Genomic DNA, 14,860 nt, shown 5'->3' on the forward strand with positions numbered 1-14,860 from the left:
CCGTGGCGTGACACCATGCGTGCATGTCCTCCGCACTGACCGATCTCTGCCGGTACCCGATCGTGCAGGCACCCATGGCGGGTGGTGCCTCCTGCCCGCAGCTCGTCGCCGCCGTGTCCGAGGCGGGCGCGCTCGGTTTCCTCGCCGCCGGCTACAAAACGGCCGACGGCATGTACCAGGAGGTCACACAGGTCCGGGGGCTGACCTCGCGGGCCTTCGGGGTGAACCTCTTCATGCCGCAGCCCGGGCACGCCGACGCCGCCGCCGTCGACGTGTACCGGCACCAGCTGGCCGGGGAGGCCAACTGGTACGACACACCGCTCGGCGACCCGGACGCCGGACGCGACGACGGCTACGAGGCCAAGCTGGCGATCCTGCTCGACGACCCGGTGCCGGTGGTGTCGTTCACCTTCGGCTGCCCCACCCGCGAGACCCTCGACGCGTTCGCCCGCGTCGGCACGTACACCGTTGTCACCGTCACCTCGGCCGAGGAGGCGCTGGCCGCGCAGCTCGCGGGCGCCGACGCCGTCTGCGTCCAGGGCGTCGAGGCCGGCGGCCACCAGGGGACGCACCGCGACGATCCGGGGACGGACGCGTGCGGCACCGGGCTGCTCGCGCTCATCGCGCAGGTCCGCGAGGCCGTCCAGATACCGATGATCGCCGCCGGCGGGCTGATGCGCGGCAGCCAGATCGCGGCCGTCCTCGCGGCGGGCGCGCAGGCCGCGCAGCTCGGCACGGCGTTCCTGGTCTGCCCCGAGTCGGGCGCGCACACCCTGCACAAGCAGGCCATGACCAACCCGCTGTTCACGCGCACCGAGCTGACCCGGGCCTTCTCGGGGCGGCCCGCGCGCGGTCTGGTGAACCGGTTCATGCGGGAACACGGGCCGTACGCCCCGGCCGCGTACCCCGAGGTGCACCACCTCACCAGCGGCCTGCGGAAGGCCGCGGCCGCCGCGGGCGACCCGCAGGGCATGGCGCTGTGGGCGGGCCAGGGGCACCGGCTCGCCCGCGAGCTGCCCGCCGCCCAGCTCGTCGAGGTGCTCACCACCGAACTGCGGGCCGCGGCGGCCACGCTCGCGCTGCGGGGGGCCGCATGACCGCGCCCGTGTTCGTCGTCGAGCACCTGGACCGGGTCACCGGCGGGAGCACCGTGACCCTCGACGGACCCGAGGGGCGGCACGCCGTCTCCGTACGCCGCCTGCGCGTCGGGGAGGAGATCGTCCTGACGGACGGCGCCGGCACCGGCGCGTACGGCACCGTCGCCGCCGTCGAGGGCAAGGACCGTCTCGACGTGGCCGTGAGCGAGGTGCGGGCCGAGCCCGGGCCGAGCCCCCGGATCACCGTCGTGCAGGCCCTGCCCAAGGGCGACCGCGGCGAGCTCGCGGTCGAGACCATGACCGAGACCGGCGTCGACGCGATCGTGCCGTGGGCCGCGTCCCGCTGCATCACCCAGTGGAAGGGCGACCGGGGCGCCAAGTCCCTCGCCAAGTGGCGTGCCACCGCCCGCGAGGCCGGCAAGCAGTCCCGCCGCCTGCGCTTCCCGGACGTCGCCGAAGCCGCCTCCATCAAGCAGGTCGCGCAGCTGCTCGCCGCCGCCGACTTCGCCGCCGTCCTGCACGAGGAGGGCGCCGAGCCGCTGGCCACCGCCGACCTGCCCGCGACCGGCGAGATCGTCCTGGTGGTCGGGCCCGAGGGCGGTGTGTCGCCCGAGGAGCTGACCGCCTTCGCGGAGGCGGGCGCACGGCCGTACCGGCTGGGGCGCAGCGTGCTGCGCACCTCCACCGCGGGGACGGCCGCCACCGCCCTGCTGCTGGGGAGGACCGGGCGCTGGTCGTGATCGTCACGGATAAGCTGCGTCCGTAGTGATGATCCGATTCGAGATGATCCGATTCGAGAAGGGGCCGGAGCATGGCCGGAGAGCCGCAGGACGACTGTCTGTTCTGCAAGATCGTGTCGGGGGACGTCCCGGCCACGATCGTCCGTGAGACCGAGACCACCGTCGCCTTCCGCGACATCAACCCGCAGGCGCCCACGCATGTCCTGGTGATCCCCAAGGCGCACCACCGCGACGCCGCCGCGCTCGCGGCCGCCGCGCCCGAGATCGCCGCCGACGTGCTGCGTGAGGCCGGTGAGGTCGCCGCGGAGGAGAAGATCGACTCCACCGGCTACCGCATCGTCTTCAACACCGGCACCGGCGCCGGGCAGACCGTCTGGCACGCCCACGCGCACGTCCTCGGCGGCCGCGGCCTCAACTGGCCCCCCGGGTAGTCGATACCGATGTCGGTCCGTGAACTCGTGGTGCTGGGCACCGCCAGCCAGGTGCCCACCCGCCACCGCAACCACAACGGCTACTTCCTGCGCTGGGACGGCGAGGGCCTGCTCTTCGACCCCGGCGAGGGCACCCAGCGCCAGATGCTGCGCGCCGGGGTCGCCGCGCACGACATCAACCGGATCTGCGTGACCCACTTCCACGGCGACCATTCCCTCGGACTCGCCGGCGTCATCCAGCGCATCAACCTCGACAAGGTCCCGCATCCGGTCACCGCGCACTACCCGGCGAGCGGGCAGCGCTTCTTCGACCGCCTGCGGTACGCCACCGCCTACCGGGAGACCGTGCGGCTGACGGAGGCACCGGTCGCCGACGACGGCGTGCTCGCCGAGACCCGCGCCTTCACCCTCGAGGCGCGCCGCCTCTCGCACCCCGTCGAGTCCTTCGGCTACCGGCTGACCGAGCCCGACGGCCGCCGCATGCTGCCCGCCAAGCTCGCCGAGCACGGCATCAAGGGCCCCGACGTGGGCCGCCTCCAGCGCGACGGCCGGCTCGGCGGCGTACGCCTGGAGGACGTCAGCGAGGTGCGGCGCGGGCAGAAGTTCGCGTTCGTCATGGACACCCGGCTGTGCGACGGCGTGTACGCGCTCGCCGAGGGCTGCGACCTGCTCGTCATCGAGTCGACGTTCCTCGACGAGGACGAGTCCCTCGCCATCGAACACGGCCACCTCACCGTCGGCCAGGCGGCCTCGGTGGCGCGCGAGGCGGGTGTACGCCACCTCGTCCTCACGCACTTCTCCCAGCGCTACGGCGACCCGGCCGTCTTCGCCCCCCAGGCCCGCGCGGCCGGCTTCGACGGCGAGCTGACCGTCGCCCACGACCTCATCCGGGTGCCCCTGCCCAAGCGCTAGGGTGTCCGCTCACGCCCGTCCGCCTGACGGCCCGCCCTGCGGGCGGGCGGACGCTACGGCTTCGACGGGCGTGTCGGGCGACGCCGACTACGCGCGCGGCAAGGTCCGCGCCCGTCTGGACACCCCGTGCCGTACCGATCCTGCGACCGGCTGGTCGTACACCGACGGCGGCGACAAGTACTGATCCGTCGTGGTCTGGGCCGGTCCTCTGCGCAGGGCCGGCCCAGACCGGTCTCGGCAGGACCGACACCTGGAACACGCCGCTGCCGCACGCGCCGAAGACTCGCGCCGGGTGTCGAGGCGGGCGGAGAGGTGTGTCATGGCCCGTTGACGGGCTACGGGAGAAACGGGAGAGCAGTGAGTCTTCATCGCTTGAGCTGTGACGAGTTGGTCAAAGACCATGGGGGCAGCTTCCAGTTGGGTCCTTTGTCCCTGGACGTCACTGACGGGGTGACATGCCTGGTGGGGCCGAACGGCGCGGGAAAGTCGACGTTCTTTGACTTGCGGCCGGCCTGGAGAAGCCCATGGCCGGCACGGTGACCTTGCAGGCAGGCGGTGACACCGAGCGTGCCCCGGCGTTGGGCTACCTTCCCCAGGAGCCCGAGATGCCTCCGGGGGCAACGTGTGAGGAGTTCCTGTACTACGTCGCCTGGGTCCACGAGATCCCTGCGAAGCGGCGGCACGAGGCTGTGCGCGAGGTCCTCGCCCAGACCAACCTCACTGAACGCAGAACAAGCAAGATCCGCACTCTTTCGGGTGGTATGGCGCGGCGGTTGGGGATCGCTCAGGCGCTGATCCACGATCCGGTGATGCTGCTCCTGGACGAGCCCACGGTGGGACTCGACCCGCGTCAGCGCATCGCGCTCCGGGAGACGATCTCCTCTCTCGCCGCCGGGCGCGTCGTCATCGTCTCCACCCACCTGGTCGAAGACATTCGCGGGCTGGCCGACCGCGTCATCATCCTGCACGGCGGCACGGTCGTCTTCGACGGCGACGTACCGACTCTCGAAGGTGAATCGGACCCCGAAGCGCCCGGGGACACCGATCTGGAACGTGCTATCGCGACTCTGATGGGGGCTCCGGAATGACGCTCCGGCTTCGTTATGCCCTCAAGACGCTCATCGGCCCCTGGGTCGTACTCCCCGTCATCGCCTTGGAAGTGGTCAATCTCTTCCAGCGCGGCATGCCCTGGCGAGGGGAGCCGCTGTGGACGGTGGATTGGTTCGCCATCTCCCTGTTCATCGTGGGCCCGCTCCTCGCCGGCGCGGCGGCGGTCGACGCCGCGCGACTGTCGAAGACGGGCAGCATCCATCTGGTGCTTGCCGTGCGACATCCGCATCGCCCCTACCTTCGCGCCGCAGCCTGGTGCATCGTCCCCGTGCTGGCGGTGCACGTTCTCGTCATCGCCGTGGGACTCGTCATCAGCGGCCTGCACGGCACCCCGCAGTGGGCCGGGCTGATCGGCGCGGTCGTCGTGCAGTGCCTGGCGGTCTGCTGCACGTGCGCACCCTCACCGAGGCCGCCGGCAAAGCCGGCCACACCGCGCTCGTGCCCCAGCGCATCGACGAGCTGAGCCGGACGTACCAGGTGTCGGACTCCGGCCGGGTCGGCCTGGAAATCCCCGCGGAGGCCTACGCATCCGGAACGGTGTCCATCCAGGACGTCGCCTCGAACCTGATCCGGCCGCTGCACTGCACAGCGATGTACAAGGAGCCCGGCCCCGGACAGAAGTACTGGGAACGCGAGTTCTCCCTCTATTTCACGCTCATGCACGCCGCCGGAATCAAGGTCGACCCCGCCGAGTTCCCCGTGCAGCCGCGCCTCCTGACGCCCGCCGAAACCGAGAAGATCATGAACGACTACGCCGACTGCGAGCTGGAAGGCGCATGAGCGCTCGTGCAGACCTCGTACGCGCCTGGGCCGGGGTCCATCCGACCCGTCCCGCCGCGGTACTCCTCCTGATCAGTGGCCTGCTCTCACTCCTCGGGGCGCAGGCGCTGATCGAGAGCCTGGGTTTTCTGCTGTTCGAGACGCCCGTATCGCTGCTGTTGCTCGTACCCGTCATCGCAGGGATCGCCGTCGGCGTCGGCACGAGCAGCGCCATCGGCGTTCCCCTGCCGGAACCCCGGCGGTTGCTGCCCGCGCGGCTCGGTTGGCTTCTGGCTCTGACCACTGCCGGCTGCCTCGCGGTCAGCGCCGGTCAGCTCGTGGCTCCAGCGATCACCTGGCAAGCCGGCGTGCGCAACCTTCTGCTGCATGCGGCGCTGGCCGTCGTCACGGTCGGTCTGGCCGGTCCGGCGATGGCCTGGGTGCCACCCGTCGCACTGACCCTCGCCAGCATGGTCTTCGGCTACCCGCCTTCAGAGCCTCGCTATTACTGGTGGGCCGCCATCATGGAGGAGACCGTGACGCCGGGTCAGTGGGCAGTGGCCACCGGCCTGTTCCTGGGTGCCGCGGTCGTCTACACGTGCCGTCCACTCACGGTCGGCTACATCGGCCGCCACTCCCGGCTTCACGCCGGTCCGGCACCCGCACGGCCCGGAGACGGGTGAGCCACTCGAGACCGCCAACCACCGGGGGATCCATGAACCAACTCTGGTCGATCATCGCGGCACTCGTCGCGGTCAACATCGCGGGCTTCCTCGCGGCTCTGCTCTTCATCAAGCTCCGCCGGATGCAGAGGAGGCGACGCGGATAGCGTGGCGCCGACACGTACGAGGCCTGCTTCAGCCTCGCCCACCCGCTCATGGAGTACGCCGACGAGCACGATGCGTGACCTGCCGCGCGTTACGCTGCGCAGACTCCCGGAAAGTGATCGAGGCAGGCAGGCAGGCACCATGGCACCCCTCCCCAAAGCGGAACTCCACCTCCACATCGAAGGCACCCTCGAACCCGAGCTCGCTTTCGCCCTCGCCGCCCGCAACGGCGTCACCCTGCCCTACGCCGACACCGAGGAGCTGCGCAAGGCGTACCTCTTCAGCGATCTGCAGTCCTTCCTGGACCTGTACTACGGGCTGATGGCCGTGCTCCGCACCGCCGACGACTTCGCCGAGCTCGCCGACGCCTACCTGGCGCGCGCCGCCGCGCAGGGCGTGCGCCACGCCGAGATCTTCTTCGATCCGCAGGCGCACACCAACCGCGGCATCCCCCTCGGCACGGTGGTGGAGGGGCTGGCCAGGGCCCTGGACCACAGCGAGGAGCGGCACGGCATCTCCACGCAGCTCATCATGTGCTTCCTGCGCGACCTGCCGGCCGAGTCCGCGATGGAGACGCTCCAGGCGGCGAAGCCGTACCTGAGCCGGATCGCGGGCGTCGGGCTGGACTCGGCGGAGGTGGGCCACCCGCCGTCGAAGTTCGCCGAGGTGTACGAGGCGGCCGCCGCGCTCGGGCTGCGGAAGGTCGCGCACGCGGGCGAGGAGGGCCCGCCGGCGTACATCAGTGAGGCCCTGGACGTGCTCGGCGTCGAGCGGATCGACCACGGGCTGCGCGCGGTGGAGGACCCGGAGCTGATGGAGCGGCTGGCGCGGGAGCGGGTGCCGCTGACGCTGTGCCCCCTGTCGAACGTACGGCTGCGCGCCATCGACATCCTGGAGCAGCACCCGCTGAAGCAGATGCTGGAGGCCGGGCTCCTGGTCACCGTCAACTCCGACGACCCCGCCTACTTCGGCGGCTACGTCGGCGACACCTTCCACGCGGTCCACGAAGCCCTCGGCCTGGACCAGGAGCAGCTGCGCGAGCTGGCCCGCAACTCCTTCACGGCGTCCTTCCTCGACCACGACGAGGAACGCAGGGCGCGTTACCTCGCCGAGGTCGAGGCGTACGACTTCGGCTCGCCCGAATCGGCCGACGCGGTCGACTCCGCGAGGCCGTAGGCCCGCTGCGTCGCGGCGGCCGGTCCGCGGAGGTCGGCCAGGTCGGCGACCGGGATCTCCGCGACCGGCTGCTCCGGGGCGCCGACCTGGGGCGCCAGCGCCGTGGGCGCCGCGGTGGCCGCGACCACGGCCGCGGGCGCGCCGCCCCGCCGCCGGATCGCGCCCGGCACCAGCGGGCGGCCCGAGGTGTGCAGGGCCACGGCGGTCATCGGCACGGCGAGCAGCAGCAGGAGCCCGCCCAGGGCCAGGCCCATGACCGGGTAGCCCGCCGCCTCCGACAGGAGGCTCCCGGTGACCGGGCCGCATGCCGTGCCCAGCGAGGACGCCGAGCCGACGAGCACCGCCCAGCGGCCGCGCGGGTCCAGCGAGGCGGCCAGGCCGATCACGTACGACAGGACGACCGGGTAGCAGGCGTTCCACAGGATCTCGCCGGTCGCGAAGGACGCCAGCCCCTCGGCGGAGGAGCTCAGCGCGATGCAGCCCGCGATGGCGACCGTGCCCAGGCCGATCGGCACCGCCCGGCCGAGCCGGGAGCCGAGCGCCCCGGCCGTCGTGACGCCCAGCAGCCCGGCGCCGAGGGCGGCCGCGAAGACCGCGCCCACCGTGACCTCGCTCAGGCCCGCCTGGGTGAGGCCGATGCGGCCGCTGACACCCCACAGGGCGTTCTGCGCCATCGACCAGCACACCATCGCGGCCGCCAGCACCACCCCGGCCCGCAGGCGCGGCAGCGGCGCGCTCTCCTCGCGTACCTCACCGGTGTCGTGGCCGGCCTCCAGCCGGGACGTCGCGGGCCACACCGCCGCCGCGGCGAGCGCGAGCGACGCGAACGGCAGCACGTGCCCGCCGCCCAGGTGCGGCAGCGTCAGGTACAGCGCGCCCGCCGTCGCCGAGACCGACAGCAGGCCCAGCGTGGACGTGCGGTGCGGGTCGGGTCGGCCCGCGATCCCGGCCGCGGCGACCGCCAGGGCCGTACCGGAACCGAAGCCGCCGACCGCGGCGCCCGCCACGACGAGCGGGACGTACGAGGTGAGGGCCGCGCCGCCGTAGCCGGCCACCGCCAGGGCCAGGCCGGCCCGGGCGAGGCGCCGGGGCCCGTATCGCTCCACGCGGGACGCGAGCGTGAACCCGGCGGTGGCGGAGCACAGCAGCAGCGTCGAGCCGACGAGCCCGGCTTCGGCGGGGGAGAGGCCGAGTCCGGCGGAGAGGCGGCCGACGACGGTCGGCAGGAGGTACGAGGCGAGGTAGCCGGCGGTGAAGAGCGCGACGAGGGGCCACGGGGCGCGCGGGCGCGAGGGCATGGGCGTTCCAGCGGACAGAAAGGCGGGAGGGGGAGGGGGAGCGAAACGAGGGGAGAGCGCTCGTGTCTGTCCACGGGTTCACGGAAGCGGACGTCGCACGGAAACGTCGCAGGGGGACGTCGTACGAAACGTCGCGGGGAAGCGGAACGCGCACGGGAACGCGCGCCAATTTGTATCAAGCGGGCGACGCGGGCGAGAAGCCGTACATATGTGATCTGCGTCACAAGCTGTTTGGGAGTCGGGAGGCCGGGTAAGGGGGGTGGTCCTCGGCGCGTCTTTCGCCCCCGCCGACCGCCCGGGTTCAGGCACACTGGCCACGTCCGTACCGCGACCGGGGAGCCCGCAGTGACCACACCCAGAGGAGAGCAGCAGCAACTACAACACACGGCTGGCGTCGACCCCTTGGCCCCCCTGCGCGCCCCCGGCGATCCCGCGTGCGACGTCTTCCTCACCGGCACGGTCTTCCTCGACATCATCTTCACCGGCCTCGACTCCGCCCCCGTGCGCGGCACCGAGACCTGGGCCCGCGGCATGGGCTCCAGCCCCGGCGGCGTCGCCAACATGGCGACCGCCCTCGCCCGCCTCGGTCTGCGCACCTCCCTCGCCGCCGCCTTCGGCGACGACCACTACGGCGACTACTGCTGGGACGCCCTGGAACAGGGCGAGGGCATCGACCTCTCCCGGTCGCGCACCGTCCCCGGCTGGCACTCCCCGGTCACCGTCTCCATGGCGTACGAGGGCGAGCGGACCATGGTCTCCCACGGCCACGAGGCCCCGCCCCCGGAGGCCGCTTTCGGGCACCTGCCGGAGTACCCGCCCCGCGCGCGTGCCGCCGTCGCCTCGCTCGTACCCGGCCGCCCCGAGCCGTGGGTCGCCGAAGCGGCCCGCCACGCCACCCGGATCTTCGCCGACGTCGGCTGGGACGAGACCGGCCGCTGGGACCTCGCGGCCCTCCCCGGCCTGGAGCACTGCGAGGCGTTCCTGCCCAACGCCGAGGAGGCGATGCGCTACACCCGCACCTCCTGCCCCCGCGCCGCCGCCCGCGCGCTCGCCGACAAGGTGCCGCTCGCGGTCGTCACCCTCGGCGCGGAGGGCGCGTACGCCGTGGACTCCGGCACCGGGGAGACCGCCGAGGTGCCGGCCATCGAGGTGGAGGCGCTCGACCCGACCGGCGCCGGAGACGTCTTCGTCGCCGGGTTCGTGACCGGCACGCTCGCCGGCTGGCCGCTCGCCGACCGGCTGGCCTTCGCCGGGCTGACCGCCGCCCTGTCGGTGCAGGAGTTCGGCGGGTCGCTCTCCGCGCCGGGCTGGGTGGAGGTGGCGGCCTGGTGGGAGTACGTACAGGAGTGCGGCGACCAGGACCCCGAGGCGCTGCGCCGGTACGCGTTCCTGGAGTCCCTGCTCCCCGCCCCGATCCGGCCCTGGCCGCTGCGGCGGGCCGTGCCGACGATCGGCTTCCGCCGCCCGACCTGAACGGCGGCGGGGGACGGGAATGGCGGGCGGGGGACGGGGCAGGGACAGCGTGGGGTCGGAGCGGGGACGGGGTTACGGGAAAAGCCTTCGGACCTGTCAGTCGCACGACGTACGCTGGACAGTCCAGAGGGTCTCGATCGGCGAGAACCCTTCAGCAGGAGGTATGTGCAGGCCAGAGAGCCGGCCCATGACTCACACACCCACAGACCAGGACCAGGTCCGAGCCCACTTCACCGTGCCTGCCAAGCACCCCATGGTGACGGTGCTCGGTTCCGGCGACGCGCTGCTGCGCGTCATCGAGAAGGCGTTCCCGGCGGCCGACATCCACGTCCGGGGCAACCAGATCAGCGCGGTCGGCGACGCGACGGAAGTCGCCCTGATCCAGCGCCTGTTCGACGAGATGATGCTGGTGCTCCGCACCGGGCAGCCGATGACGGAGGACGCAGTGGAACGCTCCATCGCCATGCTCAAGGAGGAGACGGGGGGACGGGGCGTCGAGACGCCGTCGGAAGTCCTCACCCAGAACATCCTCTCCAGCCGCGGCCGTACCATCCGCCCCAAGACGCTCAACCAGAAGCGGTACGTCGACGCCATCGACAAGCACACCGTGGTCTTCGGCATCGGCCCGGCGGGCACCGGCAAGACGTACCTGGCCATGGCGAAGGCCGTCCAGGCCCTGCAGTCCAAGCAGGTCACCCGGATCATCCTGACCCGGCCGGCCGTCGAGGCGGGAGAGCGCCTCGGATTCCTGCCCGGCACGCTCTACGAGAAGATCGACCCGTACCTGCGCCCGCTGTACGACGCGCTGCACGACATGCTCGACCCCGACTCGATCCCCCGCCTGATGGCGGCGGGCACGATCGAGGTCGCGCCGCTGGCGTACATGCGCGGCCGGACGCTCAACGACGCGTTCATCATCCTCGACGAGGCGCAGAACACGAACCCCGAGCAGATGAAGATGTTCCTCACCCGGCTCGGCTTCGACTCCAAGATCGTCATCACCGGTGACATCACCCAGATCGACCTTCCGGGCGGCACCAAGAGCGGTCTCCGCCAGGTCCGGGAGATCCTGGACGGGGTCGACGACGTCCACTTCTCGATGCTCACGTCGAACGACGTCGTCCGGCACAAGCTCGTCGGCCGTATCGTCGACGCGTACGAGAAGTACGACAACCAAAACGGGAAGTAGCACACCAGCACCATGTCGATCGACGTCAACAACGAGTCCGGCACCGAGGTCGACGAGCAGGCGATCCTCGACGTCGCCCGCTACGCCCTGGGCCGCATGCGCATCCACCCGCTCTCCGAGCTCTCGGTGATCCTGGTGGACGCCGAGGCGATGGAGCAGCTCCACATCCAGTGGATGGACCTGCCGGGCCCGACCGATGTGATGTCCTTCCCGATGGACGAGCTGCGCCCGCCGTCCAAGGACGACGAGGAGCCCCCGCAGGGGCTCCTCGGCGACATCGTGCTCTGCCCCGAGGTCGCCACCAAGCAGGGCCAGGACGCCCCCACGCAGCACTCCATGGACGAGGAGCTCCAGCTGCTCACCGTCCACGGCGTGCTGCACCTGCTCGGTTACGACCATGAGGAGCCGGACGAGAAGGTGGAGATGTTCGGGCTCCAGGCGGCGATCATCGACGGCTGGCGGGCGGAGAAGGGCCTGACCGGCCCCTCCCCGGCGCCGACCGTCTCATGACCGCCCAACTGCTCCTCGGCGCGGTCGCGCTGGTCGTGGTCGCGTGGCTCGCCGCCTGCGCGGAGGCCGGCATCGCGCGCGTGTCCAGCTTCCGCGCCGCCGAGGCGGTACGGGCCGGGCGGCGCGGCGCGGCCAAGCTGGCCCAGGTCGCCTCCGACCCGGTCCGGTACCTGAACGTGGCGCTGCTGGTACGCGTCGCCTGCGAGGTGGCGGCCGGCGCCCTCGTCACGTACGTCTGCCTGAACGAGTTCGCCGAGACCTGGTCCGCGCTGCTGGTCGCGATAGGCGTGATGGTGCTCGTGTCGTACGTCGCCGTCGGCGTGTCGCCCCGCACCATCGGCCGCCAGCACCCGCTGAACACCGCCACCGCCGCCGCGTACGTCCTGCTGCCGCTGGCCCGCGTCATGGGCCCCGTCCCGCAGCTGCTGATCCTCATCGGCAACGCCCTCACCCCCGGCAAGGGCTTCCGCAAGGGCCCCTTCGCCTCCGAGGCCGAGCTGCGCGCCATGGTCGACCTCGCCGAGCAGGAGTCCCTCATCGAGGACGACGAGCGGCGCATGGTCCACTCCGTCTTCGAGCTCGGCGACACCCTCGTCCGCGAGGTGATGGTCCCGCGCACCGACCTCGTCTCCATCGAGCGCTTCAAGACCATCCGCCAGGCCCTGACGCTGGCGCTGCGCTCCGGCTTCTCCCGCATCCCCGTGACCGGCGAGAACGAGGACGACATCGTCGGCATCGTCTACCTCAAGGACCTCGTCCGCCGCACCCACATCAACCGCGACGCCGAGAGCGACCTCGTCTCCACGGCCATGCGGCCCGCCGCCTTCGTCCCCGACACCAAGAACGCCGGTGACCTGCTGCGCGAGATGCAGAAGGAGCGCAACCACTGCGCGGTGGTGATCGACGAGTACGGCGGCACCGCCGGCATCGTCACCATCGAGGACATCCTGGAGGAGATCGTCGGCGAGATCACCGACGAGTACGACCGCGAACTGCCCCCCGTCGAACCGCTCGGCGACGGCCGCTACCGCGTCACCGCCCGCCTCGACATCGGCGACCTCGGAGAGCTCTTCGGTCTCGACGCGTACGACGACGAGGACGTCGAGACGGTCGGCGGGCTGCTCGCCAAGGCCCTCGGCCGCGTCCCCATCGCCGGGGCGAGCGCCGTGGTCGACCTGCCGGACGGCCGCGCCCTGCGGCTGACGGCCGAGTCCCCGGCGGGCCGCCGCAACAAGATCGTCACGGTCCTCGCGGAACCGGCCCCAGAGCCGGAACCGGACCGGGAGGCGGCATGACTCCGGAGCGGCTGAGGGCCTTCTGCCTCTCCTTCAACGCCGCGGTGGAGGACTTCCCCTTCGGGCCGGACACCTCGGTCTTCAAGGTCGAGGGCAAGATGTTCGCCCTCGCAGCCCTGGACGCCCGTCCGCTGACCGTGAACCTCAAGTGCGACCCGGAGATCGCTGTGCGGCTGCGCGCGGAGCACCCCGCGATCGTTCCGGGCTGGCACATGAACAAGCGCCACTGGAACACCGTCACGGTCTCCGGCCTGCCCGACCGCCTCCTCCGCGAGCTCATCGAGGACTCGTACGACCTCGTCGTCGCGGGCCTTCCCCGTGCCACCCGGCTGCGCCTCGGCCACCCGTGAAGTGGGTTCTTTCGAAAGGCCGTTCGTAAATAGGCGGAGCCTTTGCCTCCGATGTGTGTATCCTCAGCCCGGCCGATCACCGGCGGGGAGGGGGGAACCGTGCTCCCCAGGAACATCCAAATCCCAAGGGGAGAACACATCTTCATGCGTACCCGCATTCGTCGCGGCGCTGCCGTCGCGCTCACCGTTTCCGCGCTCACCTTCACCGCCGCGTGCGGTGGCTCCGCCGACAAGGGCGGCTCCGACAAGGCCAAGTCCTCCGAGGCGCCCGGCAAGTCCGCGGAGAAGCCGGCGGAGGCCGCGGCGAAGCCGCTGACCGCCGAGCAGATGAAGGCGGGCGTGCTGGCCGTGGCGGACCTGCCCAAGGGCTGGGCCGACGCCCCGACCGAGTCCGGCAGCTCCCCGTACAAGGTCGACAAGTCCGAGTGCCAGCCTCTCACCGACATGCTGCAGAAGAAGGTCGCCGGTGCGACCGTCGGCGCCGAAGAGGACTTCCGCGGTGACAACGGCGCGAGCCAGCTCAACCACCAGGTCATGACCTTCTCCGGCACCGGCGCCGCGGACTTCATGAAGTCCGTCGGCACCGCCGCGGACAAGTGCACCTCCTTCAGCTCGGACCTGGAGGGCACGCCCATGGCGATCAAGGTCGCGAAGCTGGACGCGCCGAAGAGCGGCGAGGAGACCCACGGCGTCGCCCTGAGCATGGACCTCGGCGGCGAGATGGCGCTCACGATCAACGTGGTCGTCGCCCGTCAGGGCGCGGGCGTGAGCCGGGTCATGTACCTGCCCGGCGTCGCGAACGCCGGCAAGAGCGTCAACGACCTCGCCAAGCTCGCCGGCGACAAGTTCGCCAAGGCCGCCCAGGGCTGAATCTGATCGCGGACTTATCCTCGGGGCATGACGCAGACGACATCCGACCTCGGCCCCGAGGACCGCAAGATCATCACGTTGGCGCGCAGCGCCCGTGCCCGCAACGGTGTGCCCGAGGGCGCGGCCGTGCGGGACGAGACGGGGCGTACGTACGTCGCCGGGACCGTCGCGCTGGAGTCGCTGAACCTCAGCGCGCTCCAGACGGCGGTCGCGATGGCCGTGGCCAGCGGCGCGAAGTCGCTGGAGGCCGCGGCCGTCGTCACCGAGGCCGACGCCGCCTCGGACGCGGACCGCGCCGCCGTCCGTGACCTCGGCGGCCCGGCCACGCCCGTGCTGGTGGCCGGCCCCGACGGCGAGCTGCGCGCCACGGTGAGCGCCGGCTGATGGCGGGCACGGGGGAGAACGCCGGCGAGAAGACCGGCGAGAAGACCGGGGGCCTGACCTACCCCTGGCTCGTACTGGGGGTCGGCGCCATCGGCGTCGGCATCAACGTCGCCGACTGGTTCGTCGGGGACGGCCGGCCGCAGCCCTACGACGTGTTCCCGCTGCTGCTCGTGCTGTGGGCGGCTGGCGACCTGCTGAAGGAGCGCCGGCCGACCGCCGCCCGGGCGATGCGGGGGACCGCCGGGGTGGTGCTGTTCGCGGCCGGCCTCGCCGTCGGCGTCCCGGCCGCCGCGGCGGCCGCACGCGGTGAAACGTTCGCCTGGCTGGACCTGATCGTGGGCGTGCTGGTGATCCTCTACGCGGTCGCGATGGCCTCCGCGCTGGCCATGCGGAAGGGCAGCGGTACGTGAGGGTGCCCGCATCGGGGAGAATGGCCCCT

General features: G+C 71.8%; 18 protein-coding genes. 17 read left to right on the top strand and 1 reads right to left on the bottom strand.

Annotation, left to right across the window (positions count from 1 at the left end; genetic code table 11):
- The first annotated feature begins 23 nt into the window (after positions 1-23).
- The 9 genes from AB0A69_RS00640 (at position 24) to AB0A69_RS00680 (ending at position 7,052) form a co-directional block, all read left to right on the top strand.
- Positions 24-1,097 (top strand): nitronate monooxygenase, encoded by a 1,074-nt coding sequence (locus AB0A69_RS00640; protein ID WP_361413653.1) that lies wholly within the window; start codon positions 24-26, stop codon positions 1,095-1,097.
- A complete protein-coding gene (locus tag AB0A69_RS00645) occupies positions 1,094-1,837 on the top strand; it encodes a 16S rRNA (uracil(1498)-N(3))-methyltransferase (protein WP_361413656.1) in 744 nt (247 codons plus the stop codon). Before AB0A69_RS00640 ends, AB0A69_RS00645 begins: the two co-directional genes overlap by 4 nt.
- 71 nt (positions 1,838-1,908) lie before the next feature.
- Positions 1,909-2,268, top strand: coding sequence for a histidine triad nucleotide-binding protein (locus AB0A69_RS00650; protein WP_361413659.1), 360 nt, complete (start codon positions 1,909-1,911; stop codon positions 2,266-2,268).
- Positions 2,269-2,277: 9 nt separating this feature from the next.
- Entirely contained in the window at positions 2,278-3,180 is a 903-nt protein-coding gene (locus AB0A69_RS00655; protein WP_361413662.1) for a ribonuclease Z, read from the top strand.
- A 512-nt stretch (positions 3,181-3,692) separates the two neighbouring features.
- Positions 3,693-4,268 (top strand): ATP-binding cassette domain-containing protein, encoded by a 576-nt coding sequence (locus AB0A69_RS00660; RefSeq protein ID WP_361415122.1) that lies wholly within the window; start codon positions 3,693-3,695, stop codon positions 4,266-4,268.
- The gene (locus AB0A69_RS00665) at positions 4,265-4,753 is read left to right on the top strand and encodes a hypothetical protein (protein ID WP_361413665.1); all 489 of its coding nucleotides are present in this window, start codon (positions 4,265-4,267) and stop codon (positions 4,751-4,753) included. Before AB0A69_RS00660 ends, AB0A69_RS00665 begins: the two co-directional genes overlap by 4 nt.
- Complete coding sequence (locus AB0A69_RS00670) at positions 4,729-5,070, top strand: hypothetical protein (protein ID WP_361413667.1); 342 nt, start codon at positions 4,729-4,731, stop codon at positions 5,068-5,070. Before AB0A69_RS00665 ends, AB0A69_RS00670 begins: the two co-directional genes overlap by 25 nt.
- Positions 5,067-5,732 (top strand): hypothetical protein, encoded by a 666-nt coding sequence (locus tag AB0A69_RS00675; protein ID WP_361413669.1) that lies wholly within the window; start codon positions 5,067-5,069, stop codon positions 5,730-5,732. Before AB0A69_RS00670 ends, AB0A69_RS00675 begins: the two co-directional genes overlap by 4 nt.
- A gap of 285 nt (positions 5,733-6,017) precedes the next feature.
- Positions 6,018-7,052 carry an adenosine deaminase gene (locus AB0A69_RS00680; RefSeq protein ID WP_361413672.1) on the top strand — a complete coding sequence of 345 codons (1,035 nt, stop codon included), beginning with the start codon at positions 6,018-6,020 and terminating at the stop codon, positions 7,050-7,052.
- Here AB0A69_RS00680 and AB0A69_RS00685 read toward each other — a convergent pair.
- Positions 6,977-8,350, bottom strand: coding sequence for an MFS transporter (locus AB0A69_RS00685; RefSeq protein ID WP_361413675.1), 1,374 nt, complete (start codon positions 8,348-8,350; stop codon positions 6,977-6,979). The genes AB0A69_RS00680 and AB0A69_RS00685 overlap by 76 nt on opposite strands.
- Positions 8,351-8,695: 345 nt before the next feature.
- Here AB0A69_RS00685 and AB0A69_RS00690 point away from each other — a divergent pair, with 345 nt between their 5' ends.
- From AB0A69_RS00690 to AB0A69_RS00725, 8 genes are all read left to right on the top strand, one after another.
- Complete coding sequence (locus AB0A69_RS00690) at positions 8,696-9,823, top strand: PfkB family carbohydrate kinase (protein ID WP_361413678.1); 1,128 nt, start codon at positions 8,696-8,698, stop codon at positions 9,821-9,823.
- Between the two features lie 187 nt (positions 9,824-10,010).
- Complete coding sequence (locus AB0A69_RS00695) at positions 10,011-11,012, top strand: PhoH family protein (RefSeq protein ID WP_361413680.1); 1,002 nt, start codon at positions 10,011-10,013, stop codon at positions 11,010-11,012.
- Positions 11,013-11,024: 12 nt separating this feature from the next.
- Positions 11,025-11,522, top strand: a complete 498-nt coding sequence (gene ybeY, locus AB0A69_RS00700) for an rRNA maturation RNase YbeY (protein ID WP_361413683.1) — start codon at positions 11,025-11,027, stop codon at positions 11,520-11,522.
- Complete coding sequence (locus AB0A69_RS00705; protein WP_361413685.1) at positions 11,519-12,817, top strand: hemolysin family protein; 1,299 nt, start codon at positions 11,519-11,521, stop codon at positions 12,815-12,817. Before ybeY ends, AB0A69_RS00705 begins: the two co-directional genes overlap by 4 nt.
- A complete protein-coding gene (locus AB0A69_RS00710) occupies positions 12,814-13,167 on the top strand; it encodes an MmcQ/YjbR family DNA-binding protein (protein ID WP_361413688.1) in 354 nt (117 codons plus the stop codon). The genes AB0A69_RS00705 and AB0A69_RS00710 overlap by 4 nt, the downstream gene beginning before the upstream one ends.
- A 144-nt stretch (positions 13,168-13,311) precedes the next feature.
- A complete protein-coding gene (locus AB0A69_RS00715) occupies positions 13,312-14,037 on the top strand; it encodes a hypothetical protein (RefSeq protein ID WP_361413690.1) in 726 nt (241 codons plus the stop codon).
- 27 nt (positions 14,038-14,064) lie between these two features.
- Positions 14,065-14,421: a cytidine deaminase gene (locus tag AB0A69_RS00720; RefSeq protein ID WP_361413693.1), complete on the top strand. Its 357-nt coding sequence runs from the start codon at positions 14,065-14,067 to the stop codon at positions 14,419-14,421.
- The gene (locus AB0A69_RS00725) at positions 14,421-14,831 is read left to right on the top strand and encodes a hypothetical protein (RefSeq protein ID WP_361413695.1); all 411 of its coding nucleotides are present in this window, start codon (positions 14,421-14,423) and stop codon (positions 14,829-14,831) included. Before AB0A69_RS00720 ends, AB0A69_RS00725 begins: the two co-directional genes overlap by 1 nt.
- Positions 14,832-14,860 lie beyond the last annotated feature (29 nt).

It is taken from the genome of Streptomyces sp. NPDC045431 (genome assembly GCF_040646655.1).
GTDB lineage: Bacteria > Actinomycetota > Actinomycetes > Streptomycetales > Streptomycetaceae > Streptomyces.